This is a genomic window from Micromonospora chaiyaphumensis (assembly GCF_900091435.1).
Taxonomy (GTDB): domain Bacteria; phylum Actinomycetota; class Actinomycetes; order Mycobacteriales; family Micromonosporaceae; genus Micromonospora; species Micromonospora chaiyaphumensis.
The window spans coordinates 413,808-437,903 of sequence record NZ_FMCS01000004.1 but is presented as its reverse complement, the minus strand read 5'-3'; the positions used below and the strand labels follow the sequence as shown (position 1 = coordinate 437,903).

Here is a 24,096-nt window from a genome sequence, read left to right as displayed (position 1 = left end):
GCGAGCGCAGATGAGCCTGGTGCAGAGCGTGGACAACGTGGCGCTGCTGCCGGCCTACCTCGCCGCCGGCACGGCCGTGCTGGTGCTCCTGGTCGACCTGCTGGTGGCCCGGGCCGCCGCCACGGTGGCCGTGGCCGCCCTCGGCACGGCGGGCACCGCGCTCGGCGCGGCGCTGGTCGGGGCGGCCGGGGAGCGCCGCACCTTCTGCGCCGGGGCGGACTGCTCCTGGCTCTGGACCGGGCGGGCCGCCCTGGTCGCGGTGGTCATCGCCCTGCTCACCCTCGGGGTGCTGGCGCTCTCCGGCCCGCTGCTGCGCGCCGGCCGGATCCCGGTCGGCGAATACTGCTTCCTGCTCGCCTGCGCGATGACCGGCGGCGTGGTGCTCGGTGCGGCCGGCGACCTCATCACCCTGGTCGTGGCGCTGGAGACGCTCACCCTGCCGCTCTACGTGCTGGTCGGGCTGCGCCGGGGCAGCCTCGCCGGGGCCGAGGCGGCGGTGACCTTCTTCGTGGTCAGCGTGGTGGCCACCACGCTGACCCTGCTCGGTGCGGCGCTGCTCTACGCGGTGACCGGCAGCGTCCACCTCGACCGGCTCGGCGCGGCCTTCGCCGCCGACCGGGACGGCCTTCTCGACCTGCCGCTGACCACGGTCGCCGTGGCGCTCGTGGTGGCCGGGCTGGCCTTCAAGGTCGCCGCGGTGCCGTTCCACGCCTGGGCGCCGGCCACCTACGACGGCGCGCCGCTGCCCGTGGCGGCGTACCTGTCGACCGCCTCCAAGCTGGGTGGCGTGGCGGCCCTGCTCGCCGTGGTCCAGCGGGCGCTGCCGGCCACCGTGACCGGCCCGGTGCTGGCCCTGCTGGCGGTGCTCACCATGACGGTGGGCAACCTGGTGGCGCTGCGCCAGCGGCGTACGGTGCGGCTGCTCGCCTGGTCGTCGGTGGCCCAGGCCGGCTACATCCTCGCCCCGCTGGGCGCGCTCGCGCTGGCCGCCGGGCGCACCGCCGACGCCCGCGCCGAGGCGTACGCCGCGGCCGTCGCGTACACCGTCTTCTTCGTGCTCCTGGAGCTGGCCGCGTTCGCCGCCGTGGTGGCGCTGCGGCCCGCCGACGGTGACGGCGGCACCCTGGCCGACCTGCGCGGCGCGGCGCGCCGGCACCCCTGGGTGGGTGGCGCGTTCGCGCTCGCCCTCATCGGGCTGGCCGGGCTGCCGCCCGGCCTGGCGGGGCTGTTCGCCAAGGTCACCGTGGTCCGGGCGCTGCTGGCCGGGCACGCCGGCTGGCTGGCCCTCGTGGTGGCGCTGAACGCCGTGGTCGGCCTGGCCTACTACCTGCGCCTGGCCGCTACCCTCTACGCCGCGCCCGGCGGGGTGGCCGTCCGCCCGGCCCGGATCGTGGTGGTCGCGCTCGGGGTCGCCACCGCGCTGGCCGTGGTGCTCGGTTTCGCCCCGCAGCTGGTGCTCGACGTGGCGGCCCGCTGACCGGTTCGTCCCCCGATGGGGGGCTCGCACAGCCCACGCACAGGAATCCCCAGCCAACTTTCAGCCATGAGCAGGATGGTTGGCGGGTACCGGTGTTGTTGAACCGGTCAGCGGGCCCCGTGCGGGCGCGCGCACCGAAGGAGAGATCGTGCATCACAACCGTCTCAAGACCGCAGCCCTGCTCGGCCTGTTGACCTCGCTGATCCTCGCGGTCGGCTACTGGTTCGGCGGTAGCGGCGGTCTCGTCTTCGCCGTCGTCATCTCGCTGGTGATGAACGGCGTCACCTACTTCTACTCCGACAAGCTCGCGCTGCGCTCGATGCGGGCGCAACCGGTCAGCGAGGCACAGTTCCCCGAGCTGTACCGGATGGTCCGGGAACTCTCCACCCAGGCGGGCAAGCCGATGCCGCGGCTCTACGTGAGCCCGACGGCGCAGCCCAACGCGTTCGCCACCGGGCGTAACCCGGAGCACGCGGCGGTCTGCGTCACCCAGGGGATCGTCGAGATCCTCGACTACCGGGAGCTGCGGGGCGTCATCGGTCACGAGCTGTCCCACGTCTACAACCGGGACATCCTGATCTCCAGCGTGGCGGCCGGCCTGGCCGGCATCATCACCGCGCTGGCCAACATCGCCTGGTTCATCCCGCTGGGCTCCTCCGACGACGAGGACGCCCCGAACCCGGCGGTGCTGCTGCTCACCCTGATCCTCGGCCCGATCGCGGCCACCCTGATCCAGCTCGCGATCAGCCGGAGCCGGGAGTTCCAGGCCGACCAGTCCGGCGCCGAGCTCAGCCGGGACCCGCTGGCCCTGGCCAGCGCCCTCCGCAAGATCCATCAGGGTACGCAGGCCCGCCCGCTGCCGCCGCAGGGCCAGCTCACCAGCACCGCGCACCTGATGATCGACAACCCGTTCAAGCGGGGCGGCGGCATCGCCGCGATGTTCGCCACCCACCCGCCCATGGAGCAGCGGGTGGCCCGGCTGGAGCAGCTGGCCCGCAACTCCGGGCCGGTGCAGTTCCAGCGCTGACCCGCACCGACCGCCTCCGCCCGCGTCCACCCGGACGCGGGCGGGCGCGTATCAGGAGGTGGACTCGGGCTGCCGGTCGGGCCGGGCGAAGAGCACCACCCCGAGCAGCAGCGCCCCGGCGACCAGGTAGGCGGTGGCCGGACCGAACAGCTCGGCGGTGCTGCCGAGCAGGAAGATCCCGCAGCCGGAGACGACGATGTTCCCGGCCACGATGGTCGCCTCCACCTGTCCCATCCGCTCCCGCGGCGCCAGCCGGGCGAAGGTCGCCTGCGCCCCGATGAGCCAGCCGCCACCCGCGCCGATGAGCGCGTTCGCGCCCGCCAGCGCCCAGGCCGGGGCCTGGATCGCGGCGAGCAGACCGGCGAGCAGCAACGCACCGCCCAACGCGGCGGCCGCCGCCACCTGGCCGGCCACCCGGGCCAGCCAGGCCCGCCGCGCCGCCACCAGCACGAAGACCGCGCCGCCGAGCGCCGAGGCGGCCAGCACGACCGGACGCCACCCGCCGCCGGCCAGGTCGGGAGCCAGGGTCTCCGGCAGCGCGCCGGAGAGCACCGTGCCCAGGGTGAGCAAAGCCACGCCGCGCAGCACCGGGTGGCCGGCGATGATGCGTACACCGGCGGTGGCCGGCGGGCGGGCCTTCCGGCGTTCCCCGCGGCCGGCCGGAAGCCCGGCCAGGACGACCGCGGCCAGCAGGAACGACACGAGGTCGACCAGGAGCGCCGCCCGCGGGCCGAGCGCCACGGTCACGCTGGCTCCGGCGAGCAGGCCGGTCACCTGGCCGAGCTGGTTCGCGAAGGCGGAGAGGCCGAACAGGGGCAGCCGCAGCGGGCCGTCCACCGCCTCCGCGGCGATCGCCACGTTGACACTGGAATACGCGGCCCGGACCGCGCCGAGGAGGCCGGCCGCCACGATCGCCGGCAGCGGCCGGGGCACGGCGGTCGGCACGGCGATCAGCGCCGCGCCGGCCAGCGACAGCCCGACCAGCATGGTGCGTCGGGCCGGCACGTCCAGCCAGCCACTGAACACGGTCGCGACCAGCAGGGCGGGCAGCGTCCGAGCGGCGTACACGGCGGCCGGGCCGAGCACCGACCGGGTCTGGTCGTACGCGAGCAGCAGCAGCGCGGCCAGCCCGACGAAGTCGCCCAGTTCGGACACGCCGCGGGCGATGACGAGCCGGGCGGCCACCGGGTGGCGGAACAGGGCCCGGTAGCCGGGCGGGGGAGTGAGCCGTTCGTCGGCGCCGGGCATCAGCTGGGCCGGTCCCCTTCGTCCACCCCGATCGGCCGATAGGCGGCGTGCTCGCGCAACCGGCGCGCCTGCTCCCTGCGGTAACTGCTGCGGATCTCCGGGTCCTGGCGGCGGCGACGCAACGCCACGAAGTCCTCCCAGACGTCGTCCGGCCACTCGCCGAGGCCCTGCCCGGTCACCAGCTCGGCGCGGCCCGCCGCCTCCAGCACGGAGCGGTGCACCGGCTGCAGGCACATCAGCGGGAGGTTGCGGTAGAAGCGCACCACCCGGCCGGGCTCGGTCAGCCGCAGGATGGTGGGCAGGAGCGAGGTGTACCAGTCGGTCTCCACCACACCCTCGTAGATCTGCAGGCCGGGGGGAGCGGGCCAGTTCGGTGCGCCGCGGGCCAGCAGGCACCAGCCCGGCGAGGTCCGGGCCACGACGCCGGTGACCAGCTCGACCATGTTCGCCGCCCGGGGGTCGACGTCGATGAACGGGATCTCTCCGCCATACCGGTCGAAGATGTCCAGGCCCTCGCGGAACCGGTCAGGCGCCTTCGCGAGGTGGGCGGCGGCGTCGGGCAGCTTGCCGTCGTATCCACCGGCCAGCGAACGCCAGCGGACCGGCTCGTTGTCCTCCAGCAGGCTCCACTCGGTCTCGTGCCCGTCCCAGCGCAGCGCGAAGTCGGCGGGAGGGTGGACGTACCAGCCGAGACCGGACCCGGCGGCCACCGGCGGGCACTGCCGCACGGCGCGCACCGGGAGCGAGCCCCCCAGGCTGGGAGAGGCGGCCTCGGCGGGGCGGGCGTCGGCGTACAGCGAGTAGATCTCGACCCGCAGCGGTTCCACGGTGCCGGTCATCGGCCCTCCGTACGGCGATGGGCGGAGCCCGCGAAGGCATGGACCTGATTCGATCAGCAACCTACCGGATCTTCGTCGGCCGGGCAGCCCCGTCCGGGCCGCCCCATGTGAGGGAGCCGACCATCCCGGCGGCGGCCTCCGGCGTTAGGGTCGGAGGGGAATCCACTCGTTACCTTCCCCGCACCGGAGGTGCACCCTTGGCCGCACTGCGCCAGTACCTGGGCGTCTGGCGGATCCCCGGCGCCCCGATGCTGCTCATCCTCGGCATCATCGGCCGGCTCGGGATCGGCATGACGCCGCTGGCGCTGCTGCTGGTGGTCGCCGAGGTCACCGACCGCTACTCGCTCGCCGCCGTCGCCGGTGGCATCTACGCGCTCTCCGGCGCCGCGCTCAGCCCGATCGCCGGGCGCGTCGCCGACCGGGTCGGCCCCACGCCCGTGCTGCTGGCCACCGCCGTGGCCCATCCGCTCGCCCTCTTCGGGCTGCTCGGCGCCAGCCGGTCCGGCGCGGACAACCTCGCCCTCATCTACCTGGCCGCCGGTGTCGCCGGCGCCACGTACCCGCCGCTCACCGCCGCCATCCGGGGCGCCTGGAACGACCTCACGGCCCCCGCCACCGGCCGGGCCCACCTGCGCAACACCGCGCTCGCCGCCGAAACCTCCCTCTTCGAGGTCGTCTTCGTGCTCGGCCCGCTGCTGGTGGCCGGCTTCGTCCTGGTCGCCGACGCCGCCGCCGCGCTGGTCGGCGCCGCCGTGGTCACCCTGGTCGGCACCACCGCCGTCGCGCTCGGCCGGGTCATGCGCGGCTGGCAGCCGCACCCCCGCGAGCACCACGCCAAGGGCCTCGGCCCGCTGCGGGTCGGCGGTTTCCCGGCCCTGCTGCTCTGCGTCGCCAGCCTCGGCATCGCCTTCGGCGCCGCCGGCGTGATCGTCCCGGCCTTCGCCGGCAACGCCGCCGCCGACGACCCGGAGAGCCTCGCCGGGGTGCTGCTCGCCGTCTGGGGCATCGGCAGTGCCCTGGGCGGCTTCTGGTTCGGGGTTCGCAAGCCCGCCGCCGACATGACCCGCCAGTTCGCCTGGCTGCTCGGCGCTGTCGCGGCCAGCTTCGCCGTCTTCGCCGTGATGCCCACCCCGGCCGCGCTCGGCGTCGCGCTGGTGCTGGGCGGCGCCACCATCGCCCCCGCGCTGACCCTGGAGAACACCCTGGTCGGCCGGATCGCCCCGGCCGGCATGCTGAACGAGGCGTACACCTGGGTGGTCACCATGTCGGTGGCGGCGAGCGCCGCCGGGGGAGCGGTGGCCGGGCTCATCGTCGACCACGCCGGCGGCGTGCCCTGGGCGTTCCTCTTCGCGGGGGCGGCGGTCGCCGTCGGGGCCGCGGTCGCCGCGCCGCGCGGCGGGCCGATCGCCCGCGCCGAGGCCACCGCGGTACGCGCCGAGCAGTCCCTCGTCGCCTGATCAGATTCCCGTGGGCGGGGTAAAGCCCACGTATGTTCCTCTTCTTCTCGAACCGGGTCGGTTGCCTCGGCTCGCTCCTGGTCAGCGCCGTCGTGACCGTGATCCTGCTGCTGATCTTCGCGCGCTGAGCCGGGCCGGCGGCCTCAGACGCCGAGGCCGCCGACCACCGTCAGCTCCTGGCTGGTGAACTCGCCCGTGAGCATCGGCATGGCCCGGCCGATGGCGGCCCGGGTCTCGGGAAGCCGCAGGGAGGCGTCGTGGTGTTCCTTGCTCCGCCACACCTCGGTGACCCAGATCGTGACGTCGTCCTGGTCGGAGACGCCCACCACGTACAGCTCGCAGCCGACCTCGCGGAGCCCGTCCACGCCGCTCAACAGGATGGCCACGACGTCGTCCCGGCAGCCGGGCCGCGCCTTCATCGAGCCGAGATAGCCGTAGGACATGGTCCGTACCCCCGTTCCCGGTGGATCGGGCCGCCGACCGGTGCCGATCCGGGCGGCGGCCGGACGGGTGGCCTAGCGGTAGTTGGTGAACTGGAGGGCGACGCCGAAGTCCTCGCCCTTGAGCAGCGCGATGACGGCCTGGAGGTCGTCCTTCTTCTTGCCGGTGACCCGGAGCTGGTCGCCCTGGATCTGCGCCTGCACGCCCTTCGGGCCCTCGTCCCGGATCTTCTTGCTGATCGCCTTGGCCTTGTCCGAGTCGATGCCCTGGATCACCTTGGCGTCGATCTTGAAGATCTTGCCCGACGAGCGGGGGTCGCCGGCGTCCAGCGACTTCAACGAGATGTTCCGCTTGACCAGCTTCTCCTTGAAGACCTCCAGGGCGGCCCGGACGCGCTCCTCGGTCTCCGCCTGGAGGCTGATCGCCTCCTCGCCCGACCAGGAGATCTCGGCGCCGGTGCCGCGGAAGTCGAACCGCGTCGCGAGCTCCTTCTCCGCCTGGCGGAGGGCGTTGTCGACCTCCTGCCGGTCGACCTTGCTCACGATGTCGAACGACGGGTTCGCTGCCATGCTCATGCTCCTGCTGTCCGGCGGTCTGTCCTGGTCCGTCCCCCACTGACCAGCGGTGGGACCCCCTGACGGTACCCGCTTGCGCCGGTCCCGGGGACAACCGCTATCCTTGCTTCCGCCGCCGCGTCGCGACGCGGTGGTGTGCCCTGGCGGGTTGCCCGAGCGGCCAATGGGAGCGGACTGTAAATCCGTCGCGAAAGCTACAGAGGTTCGAATCCTCTACCCGCCACCAGGGATCGGCAAGGCCCTTGACCTGCGGAAACGCTGGTCAGGGGCCTTCGTCGTCTCCGGCCAGGCGAGGAGGCGTCCGTGCCCGACAACGATCCGACCCACCAGGTGTCCTCCCCGGTCACCGCCGAGAGTGATCCGGCCGGCCGGTTCGAGCGGCTCTACGCCGACGCCGAGCGGGGCGAGGCCGTTGTCCCGTGGGACCTCGACCGGGCGCACTCCCTGCTCAGCGAGTGGACCGACCGGACCCGTCCGGACGGATCCGGCCGGCGTGCCCTGGTCGTCGGGTGCGGGTTCGGCCGCGACGCCGAACATCTGGCCCGCCTCGGCTTCGCCACCGTCGCCTTCGACATCTCTCCCACGGCGGTACGGGTGGCCCGCCGCCGCCACCCGGACTCCCCGGTCCGGTACGAGACCGCCGACCTCCTCGACCCGCCGCACGACTGGCTGGGCGGGTTCGACTTCGTGCTGGAGAGCATGAACGTGCAGGCACTGCCGGCCGAGCTGCGGCAGCGGGCGGTCCCGGCGGTCGGCCGGCTGGTGGCGCCGGACGGGGCGCTGCTGGTGATCGCGGCCGGCCGGCGGGACGACGAGGTCATCGAGGGCCCGCCCTGGCCGCTGACCCGGGCGGAGGTCGACGCCTTCGCGGCCGGCCCCCTGATCGCGGCCCGGGTCGAGGAGATCGCCGCTCCCGACGGTGGGCTCCGCTGGCGCGCGGAGTTCCGCCGCCGCTGACCGGCCGGTCCGGCTCGACCGCGTATTCGCGTTTTCGGTCCGCCGGTCGCCGCCCCGCTGCGACGATGGGCGCATGCCAACCCCGCCGGCGCTTCCGCGTCGGTCGACCTGATCCGGCAGGTGGAGAGCATGCCCAACGACTCGGACATCCGTCCCTTCCGGCTCGACACGCCGGAGGAAGCGATCACGGACCTGCGTCGCCGTATCGAGGCCACGCGCTGGCCCACCCGGGAGCTGGTCGCCGATCGCTCGCAGGGCGTGCAGCTGGCGACGGTCCAGGAGTTGGCCCGCTACTGGAGGACCGAGCACGACTGGCGGGCGTGCGAGGCGAGGCTGAACGCCCTGCCGCAGTTCACGACCTACCTCGACGGCGTCGAGATCCACTTCATCCACGTGCGGTCGCAGCACGAGGACGCCCTGCCGCTGATCATGACGCACGGCTGGCCGGGCTCGGTCGTCGAGCTGCTCGGGGTCGTCGGCCCGCTCACCGACCCCACCTCGTACGGCGGCGCCGCCGAGGACGCCTTCCACCTGGTGCTGCCGTCCCTGCCCGGTTACGGCTTCTCCGGCGAGCCGACCGAGCTCGGCTGGGATTCCAACCGGATGGCACGGGCGTGGGCGGAGCTGATGGGCCGCCTCGGCCACACCCGCTACGTCGCGCAGGGAGGCGACGTGGGGGCCGCGGTCACGGACGCGATGGGCCGCCAGGCGCCCGACGGCCTGCTCGGCATCCACCTCACCCTGCTCTCCGGGGCGATCGGCATCAAGGACAAGCTGCCGGCCGAGACCGAGCAGGAACGCGCGGCGCACGACGCGCTCGACACGTTCACGAAGGACGGCTTCGGCTACTTCCTGGAGCAGTCCACCCGGCCGCAGACGATCGGCTATTCCCTGCTGGATTCCCCCGTGGGGCTGGCGGCCTGGATGCTCGACCACGACACGGACAGCTACTACAAGATCTCCCGCGCGTTCGTCGACGGCACGCCCGTGGGCGGCCTCACCCGGGAGAGCATCGTCGACAACATCACGCTGTACTGGCTGACCGGCACCGGCGCCTCATCCGCCCGGTGGTACTGGGAGTTCGGCCGCTTCCGGGCTGCGGCCGCCGCGTCCGGCCAGGCGCCTCCACCGGTCGCGGTTCCGGTCGGTTTCACCGTGTTCCCCGGGGAGCTCTGGGCCGCCCCGCGCAGCTGGGTCGAGGCGGTCTACCCCGGCCTCGCGTACTTCACCGAGGTCGGGAAGGGTGGGCACTTCGCGGCCTGGGAGGAGCCCGAGCTGTTCGCGACCGAGGTCCGGGCCGCGTTCCGGCCACTCCGGCAGGCTTGAACCCCGCGCCCGCTGGATCCGTACCACGGGCGCGCGAATCGGACAGCCCGAGCCTCTTGCCCGGACATCGATGATGGTGGAGTCTGTTCGACGGGGCCGCCGCAACTGCCCACTTCGCCGTCCATTGTGGTCAAGATTTCCGATCGGCATGGCTGGTAGGCGAATCTGCTCTTACGCGCGGTTTAACCGGGAAGTCGTTGTGCGCGCCTTCCGTAGCAGTCTCGGGACCGATCGTGACGGCATGCTGGGCCGGAGAGGCGGCCATGCCGGTCGAACGGATGATTTCCCTGTCTGCCGCGCCGAGGGGGCCCCTCCACCGCTTTTGCGCCCGCCCCCCGTGTGGCACGATCGTGGAACCTCCACCATCGCTGAAACTCTCTCGACAGGAGCAATCATGTCTGGTCGAAGGTTGGGCCGGCTGCTTGGCTCACTTCTCGTACTCGCCGCCCTCGTCGGCGGTGTCGGCGGTGTCGACTTCGATGGCATCAATGGGGGCATTCAGACCCTGGACATTGTGTGGCAGTGACCGGGCTCTCCGGTCTCTCGTCGTCGGGCACGGCTGCCACGAGTTCCGCGTGCCGGCCGGGCGACGACTCGCGTCGATGACGGGGTGGCGCGCCGCCAATCCGAAGGAGCGGCATGATCCGTCGCGGTCAGCCACGACGCAGGTCGTCTGAGGACGCCTGGATCATCACGGCGCCGATGGCGCTGGTCGCCGTCGCGTGCGCCACGGTGACGGGCCTGCTCGCCGACCACCCCTTCGGCCACTGGCCGCAGGCGGCGCTCTTCCTGATCCTCATGACCGTCGCTGGGCTGCCGCTGTTGAGCCTGGTGGTCCGCCGGCAGACGCTCGGCGTCACGCTCACCGAGCTCCCGCTGGTTCTGGCGCTCTACTTCCTGCCACCGTTGACCGTGGTGGTCATCTACACGCTGACGGCGCTCATCACGCACATCCGGCACCGGTTCTCGGCGCCGAAGGTCTGGTTCAACGTCGCGCGGGCCGCGGCCGGCACCTCGCTGGGGGTGCTGGTCCTCCAGGCGTTCCCGCCCATCCAGGGGGTCGGGCCACGCACCTGGGTGAGCATCGTCGCGGCGGTCAGCATGGTGCTGCTGGTCAGCGTCGTCAGCGTGGTCGCGGTGCACACCCTCCTGCACGGCTGGCAGACCGGGCGGGGCGCCCTGCGCAGCGCGAAGGCCGGCCTGCTGACGGCGGCCATCAACGTCTCCGTCGGGTTGATCGTGCTGATCCTGGTGCGGAGCACGTGGTGGTCGCTGCTGCTGCTGTCCGCCCTCGGCGCGGGTCTCGTCCTGGTCTACCGGTCGTACGCCCAGTTCTTCCGGCAGCACCGCACCCTCAGCGACCTCTACGAGCTGACCCGTGCCGTGGTGGAGAGCGGGCAGACCGGCACGCTGGCGGACGCCCTGCTCGGCCGGGTGCGGCCCCTCATGCAGGCCGAGTACGCGACGCTGTGGTTGCCGGCTCAGGGCCGGCACCCGGAGACGCTGCTGACCGCTCGGGTCGACGACCCGGGTCTGCTGGACATGGCGCACACGCCACAGGCGCTGCGGGAGAAGGTGCGGGAGCTCCGGCGTACGGTCGCGGTCGGACACGGCGTGACGACCGACGACGAGTTCCGCGCCGACCTCGCCGAACGGCGGATCAAGGACGCGGTGGCGGTGCCGCTGCGCTCCGGCCCGGTGGTGATCGGCACGCTGGAGGTGGCCAACCGGCTCGGCGACGGCAATCACTTCACCCCGGCGGACATCGCGGTCTTCGAGACCGTCGCCGCGCACGCCGCTGTCGCCCTGGAGAACTCGCGGCTGGTCGACCGGCTGCGGCACGACGCCGAGCACGACGCGCTGACCAAGCTGCCCAACCGCCGGCGGGTCACCGCGGCGGTGACCGAGGCGGTCCGGATCGCGGCGCCCGGCGAGGTCGTGGCGCTGCTGCTCTTCGACGTCGACCGGCTACGCCAGGTCAACGAGTCGCTCGGCCACGCGGCCGGCGACAAGGTGCTGGCCGAGGTCGCCGAGCGGCTGCGCGCCTGCGCGCCCTCCTCGGCGCTGGTCGGCCGGGCCGGTGGGGACGAGTTCCTGGTGACGCTGCGCCTGGAGAGCACCGAAGCGGCGCTGGAGCTGGCCGGCCAGCTGCGCGAGCAGATCCGCGACGAGATGGTCTTCGACGCGCTCACGCTGGACGTGGACACCGCGGTCGGCGTGGCCGTCCACCCCGACCACGGCAGCGACGCGGTGACCCTGCTCCAGCGGGTCGACCTGGCCGCTACGGCCGCCAAGTCGGTCCCGGGCAGCGTCCAGCTCTACAGCCCGGCGCTGGAGTCCCGGTCGTTGCGCCGGCTGGGCCTCGCCGGCGACCTGCGCAAGGCGCTGGACGACGGCGATCTGGAGGTCTACTTCCAGCCCAAGGTCACCCTGCGGGACCGGCGCCTGGTCGGCGTGGAGTGCCTGGCCCGCTGGGAGCACCCGGCGCACGGCACGGTGGTCCCGGACGACTTCGTGGCGGTGGCCGAGCACACCGGCCAGCTCGGCCGGCTCACCGAGTTCGTGCTGCGGGAGAGCCTGCGGCGCAGCCGGGACTGGAGCCACGGCGAGCAGGCGCTCGCCATCTCGGTCAACCTGGCCGCCCGGACGCTCACCGACCAGCACTTCCCGGCCCTGGTGCGGGACCTGCTCGAGGAGTACGGCGTGCCGCCGCAGCGGCTCACCCTGGAGATCACCGAGGCCGGTGTGCTGGACGGCACCGAACGTCCCATTCCGACCCTGAGGCGCCTGCGCGACCTCGGTGTCCGGCTCTCGGTGGACGACTTCGGCACCGGAAACTCGTCCCTGGCCCAGCTGCGCCGGCTGCCCGTGCACGAGGTCAAGGTCGACCGCTCGTTCGTGCAGGGGATGGCGACCGACCCCGGCGACCTGGCCATCGTGAACGCCGTGGTGACGCTCTCGCAGCAGTTCGGCCTGGCGGTGGTGGCCGAGGGTGTGGAGAGCGAGCTGACCCTGGAGCTGCTCCAGGACATCGGCTGCGAGATCGGCCAGGGCTTCCTGTTCAGCCGGCCCCTGCCGTACGAGCGGTTGGAGGCCTGGTTCGGCGCTCAGGTCGACCCGGAGACGATCGCGGCCGGCGAGCTCCCGCGCCTGCGCGTCGTGCCCTGAGCTGGGCAGACGCCGTACCGGGGGATCCGATTTCACCTCGGCGGCGGGGTCGTGTACTGTTTCCCCTGCGCGGCACCCCACGGGGGTGATCGGGCAGGCCCCCTTAGCTCAGTCGGCAGAGCGTCTCCATGGTAAGGAGAAGGTCTACGGTTCGATTCCGTAAGGGGGCTCAGAGGGTCCGGCTGGACCCGCCACGGCGGTGTAGCTCAGATGGCAGAGCAAGCGGCTCATAATCGCTGTGTCGCCGGTTCAAGTCCGGCCACCGCTACTCTCGTCCTCCGGGCCCCGCCCGGTGGTCGGTGGGATGGGCGCCACAGGCGCCCACTTTGCATGTCCGCGTAGTCAGCGCGTAGGCTGATGCGCCGTAGTTGTTACCCGTGAGCGAGGAAGGCACTCCGCCGTGGCGAAGGCGACCGATGTCCGGCCGAAGATCACTTTGGCGTGTGTGGAGTGCAAGGAGCGCAACTACATCACGCGCAAGAACCGCCGCAACGACCCGGACCGCATCGAGCTGAAGAAGTTCTGCCCCCGGGACGGCAAGCACACCATCCACCGCGAGACCCGCTGACCCGCGGCCGGCCCGGCCGGCCCGCAGACAGCTTCCGAACGCCGATCCGCACGGACGGCGGCCTCCGAGCCGCCCGACCGTACGGATCGGCGTTCGTGCTTTCCGTGTAGGTTCGCGGCATGTCCCTGGACCCGTCCTTCGTCGGCCGGACCTATCCGCCGACCGCCCCCTACCAGGTGGGCCGAGAAAAGATCCGCGAGTTCGCCGCCGCCATCGGCGCGACCGACCCGGCCCACCACGACCCGGCGGCCGCCCGGGCGCTCGGCCACCCCGACGTGGTGGCCCCGCCGACCTTCCCGGTGATCGTGACCATGGCCGCCAGCCAGCAGATCGTCGAGGACCCGGCGCTGGGTGTCGACTACAGCCGGGTGGTGCACGGTGACCAGCGCTTCGCGTACACCCGGCCGGTGGTGGCCGGGGACGAGCTGGTCTGCGTGAACACCATCGAGGAGGTCACCAACCGGGGCGGGCACGGCTTCCTGACCACCCGCACCGACGTGAGCACCGTCGCGGGCGAGCCGGTGGTCGCCGTCTGGTCCAAGATCGTCGTACGCGGGGAGGCCTGAGGACATGGAACTGCCCACCCAGACCTACCGGGTGACCCGCGCGGACCTGGTCCGCTACGCGGGCGCCTCGGGCGACTTCAACCCGATCCACTGGAGCGACCGCACCGCCACCAAGGTCGGCCTGCCCGGGGTCATCGCCCACGGCATGTTCACGATGGCCCTGGTCGGCCGGGCGGTCACCACCTGGGCCGGCGCGCCGGACGCGGTGGTCGACCTCAACGTCCGCTTCACCCGCCCGGTGGTCGTGCCGGACACCGACGAGGGCACCGAGGTGACGGTCTCCGCGGTGGTCAAGGAGTTCACGGAGGACGGCCTGACCAGGCTCGACATCACCGCGACCTGCCTGGGGGAGAAGGTGCTGTCCCAGGCTCGGGCGCTGGTCCGGAAGCCTCGTTGAGGATCTGTTCGACCTGGGAGGGGTGGACCGGTTGGGAAAGTCGCACGACTACCCGTACACTGGTCCGCCGTGGGGCAAGTGACCCCTGCTCGGCACCGTGTGTCCGGGTGGGGTGAGTTGCCGCACAGGGGTGTAGCTCAATTGGCAGAGCAGCGGTCTCCAAAACCGCAGGCTGCAGGTTCAAGTCCTGTCACCCCTGCGCCTCAGGCCTGACCGTTCCCGTGGGTCGCGCCGCCGCACGGCGGCGCCCGGCCCGTGGTGGTGGCATCGGCGGGGTTGGTTCCGAGGCATTCGGGGCCCTCCCGGTCGGTCCGCCGGCCGCGGCCCGTCGCGGGACGGTTGGTCCGGCCGGCGTGACCACACGCCGCGCACGCCGTCCGGCGTGCGACCCGATATCCCGCACGGAGGGCGAAGTGGCCGAGAGCAAGCGGCGCGGCGAGGACGCCGGCGACGAGCGTCTGGACGACGACGCGACCGTCGACGGCGTGGCCGACGACGACGCCACCGACGCGGACGAGCCGGTCTCCCGGGGCGGCACCGCCACCCGTAAGCGGGCCCGCGCCGATTCGACCGAGGGCCGGAAGACCCGGAAGGACACCGAGCGGATCGGGCTGTTCGCCCGCATCGCGCGTTTCTTCCGCGAGGTCGTGGCCGAACTGCGTAAGGTCATCTGGCCGACCCGCAAGGAGCTGCTGACCTACACGGCCGTGGTGGTCACCTTCGTCGCGGTCGTGTTGGCGATCGTGGCCGGCCTGGACTACGGCTTCGCGAAGGCGGTGCTGTGGGTCTTCGGCAACCCGAGCTGACCTGCGGACAGCGATAGTGACGGAAGTGAGCGAGCGTGCCTGAGTACGACGAGACCGCCGAGACCCCGGACGAGCAGTCCACGGTGGCGACGGCGGCCAACGATGAGTCGGTCGAGGCCGCCAGCGAGCCGGAGTTCCCGACCACCGAGCCCGCCCCGGACGAGGACTTCGACCCGGTAGCCGAGCTGCGCCAGAAGCTGCGCTACGCCCCCGGCGACTGGTACGTGGTGCACTCCTACGCCGGCTACGAGAACAAGGTCAAGACCAACCTCGAGACCCGGATCACCTCCCTCGACATGGAGGACTTCATCTACCAGGTCGAGGTGCCGACCCGGGAAGAGGTCGAGGTCAAGAACGGCAAGCGGTCGCAGGTGCAGGCGAAGGTCTTCCCGGGCTACATCCTGGTCCGGATGGAGCTGACCGCCGAGTCCTACTCCTGCGTCCGGAACACCCCGGGGGTCACCGGCTTCGTCGGCGCGACCGACCGGGCCGACCGGCCGGCGCCGCTGAGCCTCGACGAGGTGCTCAAGTGGCTGGCCCCGGCGGTCGAGACCGAGCAGAAGAAGGCCAAGCCCGAGGTCAAGGTCCTCGACTTCGAGGTCGGCGACTCGGTCACCGTCACCGACGGCGCCTTCGCCTCGCTGCCGGCGACGATCAGCGAGATCAACGCCGACCAGCAGAAGCTCAAGGTGCTGGTGTCGATCTTCGGCCGGGAGACCCCGGTCGAGCTCAACTTCAACCAGGTCGCCAAGATCTGACGCACGTCCGCACCGGCGGTGGGCCTCCCCGGCCGGCCGCCGGTGCCCCGTTTTCGCCGTCCGCCGGACCTCGGCGGGGAGGTGGCGCGAGGCTGCGCTACCCTAGAACGTCGGCTGTCCGCACCGCGCTGACCGTGCGCGCCCGCGGGCCGGCGAAAATCCCAGTTCCAAGCCCCAGGAAGAGACATGCCTCCGAAGAAGAAGCTCGTCAAGACGTTCACGCTTCAGCTGCCGGCGGGCCAGGCCACCCCGGCGCCGCCGGTCGGCCCCGCGCTCGGCCAGCACGGCGTGAACATCATGGAGTTCTGCAAGTCCTACAACGCGCAGACCGAGTCCCAGCGGGGCGACATCGTCCCCGCCGAGATCAGCGTCTACGAGGACCGCACCTTCACCTTCGTGCTGAAGACCCCGCCCGCCGCCCGGCTGCTGATCAAGGCCGCCGGTGTGCAGAAGGGCTCGGGCGTCCCGCACACGGAGAAGGTCGGCTCGGTGACCCGCGCCCAGCTCCGGGAGATCGCCGAGAAGAAGATGGCGGACCTCAACGCCAACGACATCGAGCAGGCCGAGAAGATCATCGCCGGCACCGCCCGGTCGATGGGCCTGACCGTCGCCGACTGACCTCGGCTCACCGCTCCACCCGATCAGTTCGTGGGAGGGCCGCGGAGTCGCGGGCCCGCCATCAACCACAGGAGTTACGAGAAATGCAGCGCAGCAAGAGCTACCGCAAGGCCGCCGAGGTCATCGACCGGTCGAAGCTCTACACCCCCGCCGAGGCCGTCAAGCTGGCCAAGGAGACCACCAACGTCAAGTTCGACGCCACGGTCGAGGTCGCGATGCGCCTCGGCGTCGACCCCCGCAAGGCGGACCAGATGGTCCGCGGCACGGTCAACCTGCCGCACGGCACCGGTAAGACCGCCCGCGTGATCGTCTTCGCCGCCGGCGCGAAGGCCGAGGAGGCCGCCGCCGCCGGTGCGGACGAGGTGGGCACCGACGAGCTGGTCGCCCGGATCCAGGGCGGTTGGCTGGACTTCGACGCGGCGATCGCCACCCCGGACCAGATGGCCAAGATCGGTCGGATCGCGCGGATCCTGGGCCCGCGCGGCCTGATGCCGAACCCGAAGACCGGCACGGTGACCATGGACGTCACCAAGGCCGTGGCGGACATCAAGGGCGGTAAGATCACCTTCCGGGTGGACAAGCACTCCAACCTCCACCTGATCATCGGCAAGGCCTCGTTCTCCGAGACCCAGCTGATCGACAACTACGCGGCGGTGCTGGACGAGGTCCTGCGCTCGAAGCCGTCCGCGGCCAAGGGCAAGTACCTGAGGAAGGTCACCCTCACCACCACCATGGGCCCGGGCGTCCCGGTCGACCCGAACGTGGTGAAGAACCTGACCGAGGCCTCGGCCGAGGCCTGAGCACGACTGCCCGGACGGGGCCCCGCCACCACATGGTGGCGGGGCCCCGTCCGTCTGTCCGGTGTGGCAGGCTCGGCGCATGCGGCTGGAAGGCGTCTGGCTGCGGTACCACCGGCGCGGTCCGTGGGTGCTGCGGGAGACCGACGTGGCGATCGGCCCGGGCGAGGCGGCGGTGGTGCTCGGGCGCAACGGCGTCGGCAAGTCCACCCTGCTCCAGCTCGCCGCCGGCGTGCTCCGGCCGACCCGGGGCCGGGTGGTCGACCGGCCGGCGACCGTCGGCTGGGTGCCGGAGCGTTTCCCCGCCGACCAGCCCTTCACCGTCGGGGCCTACCTCACCGCCATGGCCCGGGTGTCCGGCCTTTCCGTTGCGGAGGCCGACCGGGCGGTGCGGCGCTGGGTCGACCGGCTCGGCCTGGCGCGCTTCCACGGGGTGCGGCTGCCCCAACTGTCCAAGGGCACCGCGCAGAAGGTCGGCCTGGCCCAGGCGCTGCTCCGACCGCCCGGCCTGCTCGTGCTCGACGAGCCCTGGGAGGGGCTCGACGCCGCCGCCCGCGACCTGGTGCCCGAGGTGATCGGCGAGGTGCTGGCCGACGGCGGCGCGGTGCTGGTCAGCGACCACCGCGGCGAGACGGTCCGGCTCCCCGGCGCCCGGCACTGGTCGGTCGCCGAGGGCACGGTCACCGAGGCGGCGCCGTCCGGGGGTGCGGCCACCGTCGTGGTCGAGCTGTCCGTCCCGGCCGCCGGGGTCACCGCCGCCGTCGCCCGGTTGCGCGCCGACGGCCACCACGTCCTGCGGATACGCGACCACGCCGCCCCGCCTCCCGCCACGCGACCCGATTCCGACTCCCCGTCCACCGCCGCCGCGGTTCCGGGCTCCGCTGCCGGGCAGCCCGGCGAGCGCGGCCGGCCGGGTCCCGCTGAGGTTCCGGTGTCCGGCCGCCCCGATGTCGACGAGGCCCCGGCGTCCGGCGCGCCCGGCCGGCCCGGTCCCGCTCCGGAGGTGGCCCGGTGACCGCCCTGGTCCGGCTGCGGCTGGCCGGCTTCCTGCGTACCGGCCGGGCGCTGGCCCCGGTGCTGGCCGGCCTGCTGGCCCTCGGCGTCCTCTACGGCGGTGGCCGGGCCCAGCCGGCGGAGGCCTACGGCGTCTCGGCGGTGGTGCTCTTCCCGGTGCTCGCCTGGCAGACCAAGATCCTGCTCGACGTCGAGCCCGACGTGCAGCGCCGGCTGGCCCGGGTGGTGGTCGGCGCAGCCCGGGAGCGGGCCGCCGGCCTGCTCGCGGCGGCCGCGGCCGGCCTCGGCACGGTGGCCGTCGCGCTGGTCTTCCCCTGGCTGGTCGGCGGGGTGACCGGCCCGAGCGGGCCCGGGGACCGGCCGCTGGCCGAGGGGCTGGCGCTCGGCCTCTGGGCCCATCTGCTGGCCCTGCCGGCGGCGGTGGCACTGGGCGCACTGGCCAGCCGAGCGATCACCCGCAGTGCCGGCTACGGCGTCGCCGTGCTCACCCTGGGCGCGGTGACCGCGCTGGTCCTCGGCCTCTCCGGCTCGGTGGCGCCCTGGCTGGTCCCGCCGGTGCTGCCCACCGCCCGGGCGCTGGCCGGCCCGCTGGCGGCCCCCACCGGCCTGCTGCTGACCGCCTGGGCGCTGGTCTGGGCGGCCGTGGCGCTGGCCGCCTACGGCTGGGGCCGCCGGCGCCGGGCCTGAGTGACCGGGAGCACTCCGGGGGCGATTTGGAGGTTACGGGACACGTCGCGTAACCTGGTCGCGTAGTTCCACCCAAAGACCGCTGGTCACCGTGCCCTGGCACGGTCGAAGGCCCCGCGATGACGGGCGACCCGCGCAGGGCGGCAAGCGAAAATCGGTGCTGTGCGTGGTCCGCCGACCGCGATCATGATGCCGGCCCTCGCCCCGTGCGCCCTGCGCCGGGGCTTTTCTCGTTGTCGTGAGACCTCCGCCGCCGTCGCGAGCTTTTCGTCGCCGGCGTACCAGCTCCGAGCAACGAGAGAGGAGGGACATGGCGGACAAGCCGATCCGGGCCGACAAGGCCACGGCCGTCGCCGAGCTGACCGAGAGCTTCCGCAATGCGGGGGCGACCGTGCTGACCGAGTACCGCGGGCTCACGGTTTCGCAGCTCACCCAGCTGCGGCGCTCGCTCGGCAAGGAGACCAGCTACACGATCGCGAAGAACACGCTGGCGAAGCGTGCGGCGAGCGATGCGGGCATCTCCGGCCTCGACGAGCTGTTCACCGGTCCTACCGCGCTGACTTTCGTTTCGGGCGACGTCGTCGAGGCGGCGAAGGGGCTTCGCGCCTTTGCGAAGGCCAACCCGAAGCTCGTCATCAAGGGCGGTGTCTTCGAGGGCAAGGCCATTTCCGCGGCCGAGGTCACGAAGCTCGCCGACCTGGAGTCCCGCGAGGTGCTGCTGGCCAAGCTGGCCGGCGCCATGAAGGGCAACCTGAGCAAGGCCGCGGCCCTGTTCCAGGCTCCGCTCGCCAAGACCGCGCGTCTGGCGGCCGCTCTGCAGGACAAGCGCGAGAAGGAGGGCGCCGAGGCGGCCTGAGGCCACCCGGCGCACCCACGTTCTTAGTTTTCACTTTCAGAAAGGACGCCAGACATGGCGAAGCTCAGCACCGACGAGCTGCTCGACGCGTTCAAGGAGATGACGCTGATCGAGCTCTCCGAGTTCGTGAAGCAGTTCGAGGAGACCTTCGAGGTCACCGCGGCGGCTCCGGTCGCCGTCGCCGCCGCCGGCGGCCCCGCCGGCCCGGCCGCCGAGGCCGAGCCGGAGAAGGACGAGTTCGACGTCATCCTCGACGCCGACGGTGGCAAGAAGATCCAGGTCATCAAGGTCGTGCGCGAGCTGACCGGCCTGGGCCTCAAGGAGGCCAAGGACCTGGTCGAGGCCGCCCCGAAGCCGGTCCTGGAGAAGGTCAACAAGGAGACCGCCGACAAGGCCAAGGCCAAGCTCGAGGGCGAGGGCGCCAAGGTCACCCTCAAGTGACCTTGAGTTCGACCTGACGCGCGTCCGGCTCACGTGAGCCGGGGCACACCGCGTTCGCAGCGGGCGGTGATCCGGGAACGGATCGCCGCCCGCTGTGGTTGGTGGCAACCGGTGGCAGCGGCGTGAGCAGGGCATCCAGGTTGCTCGTACCGGCTTCACAGCAACGCCTGTCGGTAGCCCGTCGGTGGGAAAGACACCCCGAGCGGTAACCGGCCCTTGACGCGACACCCGGCTGACAGGCACGCTGGCACCAGCAAGACCTTCCGCGCTTGCAACGGCCGCCTCTCGGGTAAGGCAACGGCAGCACCACCGCCGCTCCGCCCGAGCGGACCGGCAGGAACATCGCGTTCCGAGCAGCCCGGTTGACCCGGTTTTCCGAGGTCCCGAGGCAAGTTCCGCGATGACCTGCGGGGTGGGCTGGACAGCGGTTAGCCTCTCGGCTACACTGCTAGTTTGCGCTGCCTTCCGACTTGACCCCTGCTCGGAAATGTCCGTTTACGGATAATTCTGGTGGGGTCATTGGAGTGCACGCGTACCAGCCGTTCTGCAGCACCGGTCCTCGGAAGGACGCATCTTGGCAGCTTCCCGCCCTGCGAAGACCAGTCGTACGTCGAGCGCTTTCGCGCCCCGCCGAGTTTCTTTCGGTCGGATTACCGAACACCTCGAGGTCCCCAACCTCCTCGCCATCCAGAACGAGTCCTTCGACTGGCTCGTCGGCAACGAGGCTTGGCAGGGCCGGTCGTCGGACGACCCGCACGCACGCTCGGGTCTCGCGGAGATCCTCGACGAGATCAGTCCCATTGAGGACTTCTCCGGCACCATGTCGCTCTCCTTCTCGGCTCCGCGCTTCGACGAGGTCAAGGCCTCGATCGAGGAGTGCAAGGAGAAGGACCTGACCTACTGCGCGCCGCTGTTCGTGACCGCGGAGTTCACCAACAACACCACTGGCGAGATCAAGAGCCAGACGGTGTTCATGGGTGACTTCCCGATGATGACGCCGAAGGGCACCTTCATCATCAACGGCACCGAGCGCGTCGTGGTCAGCCAGCTCGTCCGCTCGCCGGGCGTCTACTTCGACAAGCAGCCGGACAAGACCTCCGACCGCGACCTCTCCAGCGTCAAGGTGATCCCGAGCCGGGGTGCCTGGCTGGAGTTCGACATCGACAAGCGCGACACGGTCGGCGTACGCATCGACCGCAAGCGCCGGCAGGCCGTCACCGTCCTGCTCAAGGCCATCGGGTGGTCCGCGGAGCAGATCCGCGAGAAGTTCGGCTGGTCCGAGCTGATGATGACCACGCTCGAGAAGGACCACATCGCCGGGCAGGACGAGGCGCTGCTCGACATCTACCGGAAGCTCCGCCCCGGCGAGCCGCCGACCCGTGAGAACGCCCAGACCCTGCTCGACAACCTCTTCTTCAACCCGAAGCGGTACGACGTCGCCAAGGTCGGTCGTTACAAGTTCAACAAGAAGCTCGAGCTGGACGTGCCGATCACCACCGGCACGCTGACCGAGGACGACATCGTCGCCACCGTGGAATACCTCTGCCGGCTGCACGCCGGTGAGGAGGGCTACGAGGCCGACGACATCGACCACTTCGGCAACCGGCGCCTGCGCACCGTGGGCGAGCTGATCCAGAACCAGGTCCGGGTGGGTCTCTCCCGCATGGAGCGGGTCGTCCGCGAGCGGATGACCACCCAGGACGTCGAGGCGATCACGCCGCAGACCCTGATCAACATCCGCCCGGTCGTGGCGGCGATCAAGGAGTTCTTCGGCACGTCGCAGCTGTCCCAGTTCATGGACCAGACCAACCCGCTGGCGGGCCTGACCCACCGGCGCCGGCTGAGCGCGCTCGGCCCGGGTGGTCTGTCCCGGGAGCGGGCCGGCTTCGAGGTCCGTGACGTGCACCCGTCCCACTACGGCCGGATGTGCCCGATCGAGACGCCGGAAGGCCCGAACATCGGCCTGATCGGCGCGCTCTCCACCTTCGCCCGGGTCAACCCGTTCGGCTTCATCGAGACGCCGTACCGGAAGGTCATCGACGGTCGGGTCACCGACCAGATCGACTACCTGACCGCGGACGAGGAGGACCGGTTCGTCAAGGCGCAGGCCAACGCCCCGCTGAAGTCGGACGGGTCGTTCGCCGAGGACCGCGTCCTGGTCCGCCGTAAGGGCGGCGAGACCGAGGACGTGGCGCCGTCGGCCGTCGACTACATGGACGTGTCGCCGCGGCAGATGACCTCGGTCGCGACCGCGATGATCCCGTTCCTCGAGCACGACGACGCCAACCGCGCGCTCATGGGCGCGAACATGCAGCGTCAGGCGGTGCCGCTGGTCAAGGCCGAGGCCCCGCTGGTCGGCACGGGCATGGAGTACCGGGCGGCCGTCGACGCCGGTGACGTGGTCGTCGCCGAGGTCGGCGGTGTGGTCGAGGACCTCTGCGCGGACTACATCACCGTCCACCAGGACGACGGCCACCGCCGGACGTACCTGCTGCACAAGTTCCGCCGCTCCAACGCCGGCTCCTGCGTCAACCAGAAGCCGGTCGTCTTCGAGGGCGACCGCGTCGAGGCCGGCCAGGTCATCGCCGACGGTCCGTGCACCGACGAGGGCGAGATGGCGCTCGGGCGCAACCTGCTCGTGGCGTTCATGACCTGGGAGGGCCACAACTACGAGGACGCGATCATCCTGTCGCAGCGCCTCGTGCAGCAGGACGTGCTCACCTCGATCCACATCGAGGAGCACGAGGTCGACGCCCGGGACACCAAGCTCGGCCCGGAGGAGATCACCCGCGACATCCCGAACGTCAGCGAGGAGATGCTCGCCGACCTCGACGAGCGCGGCATCATCCGGATCGGCGCCGAGGTCGTCCCCGGCGACATCCTGGTCGGCAAGGTCACCCCGAAGGGTGAGACCGAGCTGACCCCCGAGGAGCGGCTGCTCCGCGCGATCTTCGGCGAGAAGGCGCGCGAGGTCCGGGACACCTCGCTGAAGGTGCCGCACGGCGAGACCGGCACGGTCATCGGTGTGCGTACCTTCTCCCGCGAGGACGGCGACGAGCTGCCCCCGGGCGTGAACGAGCTGGTCCGGGTCTACGTGGCCCAGAAGCGCAAGATCCAGGACGGTGACAAGCTCGCGGGCCGCCACGGCAACAAGGGCGTCATCTCCAAGATCCTGCCGATCGAGGACATGCCGTTCCTGGAGGACGGCACCCCGGTCGACATCGTGCTGAACCCGCTCGGTGTGCCGTCCCGGATGAACATCGGCCAGGTCCTGGAGACCCACCTCGGGTGGGTGGCCAAGACCGGCTGGAGCGTGGACGGCGACGACGCCGAGTGGAAGCGCCAGCTCCGCTCGATCGAGGCGCACGAGTCCGAGCCCGACACCAACGTGGCCACTCCGGTCTTCGACGGTGCCCGGGAGGAGGAGATCTCCGGTCTGCTCGCGTCGACCCTGCCCAACCGGGACGGCAAGCAGCTGATCGGCTCCTCCGGGAAGGCGCAGCTGTTCGACGGTCGCTCCGGCGAGCCGCTGCCGGACCCGATCGCGGTCGGCTACGTCTACATCCTCAAGCTCAACCACCTGGTCGACGACAAGATCCACGCCCGGTCGACCGGCCCGTACTCGATGATCACGCAGCAGCCGCTGGGTGGTAAGGCGCAGTTCGGTGGCCAGCGCTTCGGTGAGATGGAGTGCTGGGCCATGCAGGCGTACGGCGCCGCCTACGCCCTGCAGGAGCTGCTGACCATCAAGTCCGACGACGTCCTCGGCCGGGTCAAGGTCTACGAGGCGATCGTCAAGGGCGAGAACATCCCGGAGCCGGGCATCCCGGAGTCGTTCAAGGTGCTGCTCAAGGAGCTGCAGTCGCTGTGCCTCAACGTCGAGGTGCTCTCCAGCGACGGTGTGGCCCTCGAGATGCGCGAGACCGACGACGAGGTGTTCCGGGCCGCGGAGGAGCTGGGCATCGACCTGTCCCGGCGCGAGCCGAGCTCGGTCGAAGAGGTCTGAGGTGAGCGGTCGGGAGCCGGTCCGCCGGCTCCCGACCCCACCCGTTAGCTAAGCAGTACAGACGACG

22 protein-coding genes and 4 tRNA genes are annotated in these 24,096 nt (G+C 71.8%); 22 read left to right on the top strand and 4 right to left on the bottom strand.

All coding sequences use genetic code 11. The annotated features are described in order from the left end of the window. Nucleotides 1-10: 10 nt before the first annotated feature. Together GA0070214_RS14090 and htpX are read left to right on the top strand one after the other, a co-directional pair. Entirely contained in the window at nt 11-1,477 is a 1,467-nt protein-coding gene (locus tag GA0070214_RS14090) for an NADH-quinone oxidoreductase subunit N (protein ID WP_091262846.1), read from the top strand. Between the two features lie 148 nt (nt 1,478-1,625). Next, on the top strand, nt 1,626-2,504 hold the full coding sequence (gene htpX / locus GA0070214_RS14085) for a zinc metalloprotease HtpX (RefSeq protein ID WP_091262845.1): 879 nt from the start codon (nt 1,626-1,628) through the stop codon (nt 2,502-2,504). A 51-nt stretch (nt 2,505-2,555) separates the two neighbouring features. Here htpX and GA0070214_RS14080 read toward each other — a convergent pair whose 3' ends face one another. Both GA0070214_RS14080 and GA0070214_RS14075 read right to left on the bottom strand, forming a co-directional pair. Beyond that, the gene (locus GA0070214_RS14080; protein ID WP_091262843.1) at nt 2,556-3,752 is read right to left on the bottom strand and encodes an MFS transporter; all 1,197 of its coding nucleotides are present in this window, start codon (nt 3,750-3,752) and stop codon (nt 2,556-2,558) included. After that, on the bottom strand, nt 3,752-4,591 hold the full coding sequence (locus GA0070214_RS14075) for a DUF6065 family protein (protein ID WP_091262841.1): 840 nt from the start codon (nt 4,589-4,591) through the stop codon (nt 3,752-3,754). The genes GA0070214_RS14080 and GA0070214_RS14075 overlap by 1 nt, the downstream gene beginning before the upstream one ends. Before the next feature lie 197 nt (nt 4,592-4,788). Between GA0070214_RS14075 and GA0070214_RS14070 the strand changes: the two genes are divergently transcribed. After that, a complete protein-coding gene (locus GA0070214_RS14070; protein ID WP_091262840.1) occupies nt 4,789-6,048 on the top strand; it encodes an MFS transporter in 1,260 nt (419 codons plus the stop codon). A gap of 143 nt (nt 6,049-6,191) precedes the next feature. Here the strand turns inward: GA0070214_RS14070 and GA0070214_RS14065 are convergent, their stop codons facing one another. Further along, entirely contained in the window at nt 6,192-6,491 is a 300-nt protein-coding gene (locus GA0070214_RS14065) for a putative quinol monooxygenase (RefSeq protein WP_091262838.1), read from the bottom strand. 72 nt (nt 6,492-6,563) lie between these two features. After that, nucleotides 6,564-7,058, bottom strand: a complete 495-nt coding sequence (locus GA0070214_RS14060; RefSeq protein ID WP_132180567.1) for a YajQ family cyclic di-GMP-binding protein — start codon at nt 7,056-7,058, stop codon at nt 6,564-6,566. A gap of 148 nt (nt 7,059-7,206) precedes the next feature. On the opposite strand from GA0070214_RS14060, the gene GA0070214_RS14055 reads away from it, so the two are divergent. From GA0070214_RS14055 to rpoB, 19 genes are all read left to right on the top strand, one after another. Continuing rightward, a tRNA-Tyr gene (locus GA0070214_RS14055) sits at nt 7,207-7,290 on the top strand. A gap of 77 nt (nt 7,291-7,367) precedes the next feature. Continuing rightward, nucleotides 7,368-8,021, top strand: coding sequence for a class I SAM-dependent methyltransferase (locus GA0070214_RS14050; protein ID WP_091262834.1), 654 nt, complete (start codon nt 7,368-7,370; stop codon nt 8,019-8,021). A 129-nt stretch (nt 8,022-8,150) separates the two neighbouring features. Then, nucleotides 8,151-9,347: an epoxide hydrolase family protein gene (locus GA0070214_RS14045; RefSeq protein ID WP_091263126.1), complete on the top strand. Its 1,197-nt coding sequence runs from the start codon at nt 8,151-8,153 to the stop codon at nt 9,345-9,347. 639 nt (nt 9,348-9,986) lie between these two features. Beyond that, a complete protein-coding gene (locus tag GA0070214_RS14040; RefSeq protein ID WP_091262833.1) occupies nt 9,987-12,515 on the top strand; it encodes a putative bifunctional diguanylate cyclase/phosphodiesterase in 2,529 nt (842 codons plus the stop codon). A 97-nt stretch (nt 12,516-12,612) separates the two neighbouring features. Beyond that, nucleotides 12,613-12,685: transfer RNA gene (locus GA0070214_RS14035), tRNA-Thr, on the top strand. 25 nt (nt 12,686-12,710) lie between these two features. Then, nucleotides 12,711-12,783: transfer RNA gene (locus GA0070214_RS14030), tRNA-Met, on the top strand. A gap of 132 nt (nt 12,784-12,915) precedes the next feature. Then, complete coding sequence (gene rpmG, locus GA0070214_RS14025) at nt 12,916-13,083, top strand: 50S ribosomal protein L33 (protein WP_067301359.1); 168 nt, start codon at nt 12,916-12,918, stop codon at nt 13,081-13,083. Nucleotides 13,084-13,202: 119 nt separating this feature from the next. Next, nucleotides 13,203-13,649, top strand: coding sequence for a MaoC family dehydratase N-terminal domain-containing protein (locus GA0070214_RS14020; RefSeq protein ID WP_091262831.1), 447 nt, complete (start codon nt 13,203-13,205; stop codon nt 13,647-13,649). A 4-nt stretch (nt 13,650-13,653) separates the two neighbouring features. Next, nucleotides 13,654-14,046 carry a MaoC family dehydratase gene (locus GA0070214_RS14015; protein WP_091262830.1) on the top strand — a complete coding sequence of 131 codons (393 nt, stop codon included), beginning with the start codon at nt 13,654-13,656 and terminating at the stop codon, nt 14,044-14,046. 126 nt (nt 14,047-14,172) lie between these two features. Then, nucleotides 14,173-14,245: transfer RNA gene (locus GA0070214_RS14010), tRNA-Trp, on the top strand. 214 nt (nt 14,246-14,459) lie between these two features. Next, on the top strand, nt 14,460-14,852 hold the full coding sequence (gene secE, locus GA0070214_RS14005) for a preprotein translocase subunit SecE (protein WP_091262827.1): 393 nt from the start codon (nt 14,460-14,462) through the stop codon (nt 14,850-14,852). A 35-nt stretch (nt 14,853-14,887) separates the two neighbouring features. Continuing rightward, nucleotides 14,888-15,610 carry a transcription termination/antitermination protein NusG gene (gene nusG / locus GA0070214_RS14000; RefSeq protein WP_046567240.1) on the top strand — a complete coding sequence of 241 codons (723 nt, stop codon included), beginning with the start codon at nt 14,888-14,890 and terminating at the stop codon, nt 15,608-15,610. A gap of 186 nt (nt 15,611-15,796) precedes the next feature. Then, entirely contained in the window at nt 15,797-16,228 is a 432-nt protein-coding gene (rplK, locus tag GA0070214_RS13995; protein ID WP_091262825.1) for a 50S ribosomal protein L11, read from the top strand. An 83-nt stretch (nt 16,229-16,311) separates the two neighbouring features. Beyond that, nucleotides 16,312-17,028: a 50S ribosomal protein L1 gene (gene rplA, locus GA0070214_RS13990; protein WP_091262823.1), complete on the top strand. Its 717-nt coding sequence runs from the start codon at nt 16,312-16,314 to the stop codon at nt 17,026-17,028. A gap of 79 nt (nt 17,029-17,107) precedes the next feature. Then, nucleotides 17,108-18,040, top strand: coding sequence for an ABC transporter ATP-binding protein (locus GA0070214_RS13985; RefSeq protein WP_091262820.1), 933 nt, complete (start codon nt 17,108-17,110; stop codon nt 18,038-18,040). Further along, nucleotides 18,037-18,726, top strand: coding sequence for a hypothetical protein (locus tag GA0070214_RS13980; RefSeq protein ID WP_091262818.1), 690 nt, complete (start codon nt 18,037-18,039; stop codon nt 18,724-18,726). Before GA0070214_RS13985 ends, GA0070214_RS13980 begins: the two co-directional genes overlap by 4 nt. Nucleotides 18,727-19,036: 310 nt before the next feature. Further along, nucleotides 19,037-19,582 (top strand): 50S ribosomal protein L10, encoded by a 546-nt coding sequence (gene rplJ / locus GA0070214_RS13975; protein WP_091262816.1) that lies wholly within the window; start codon nt 19,037-19,039, stop codon nt 19,580-19,582. A 54-nt stretch (nt 19,583-19,636) separates the two neighbouring features. After that, nucleotides 19,637-20,023, top strand: a complete 387-nt coding sequence (rplL, locus tag GA0070214_RS13970; protein ID WP_091262814.1) for a 50S ribosomal protein L7/L12 — start codon at nt 19,637-19,639, stop codon at nt 20,021-20,023. A gap of 574 nt (nt 20,024-20,597) precedes the next feature. Then, the gene (gene rpoB, locus GA0070214_RS13965; protein WP_091262812.1) at nt 20,598-24,029 is read left to right on the top strand and encodes a DNA-directed RNA polymerase subunit beta; all 3,432 of its coding nucleotides are present in this window, start codon (nt 20,598-20,600) and stop codon (nt 24,027-24,029) included. Nucleotides 24,030-24,096 lie beyond the last annotated feature (67 nt).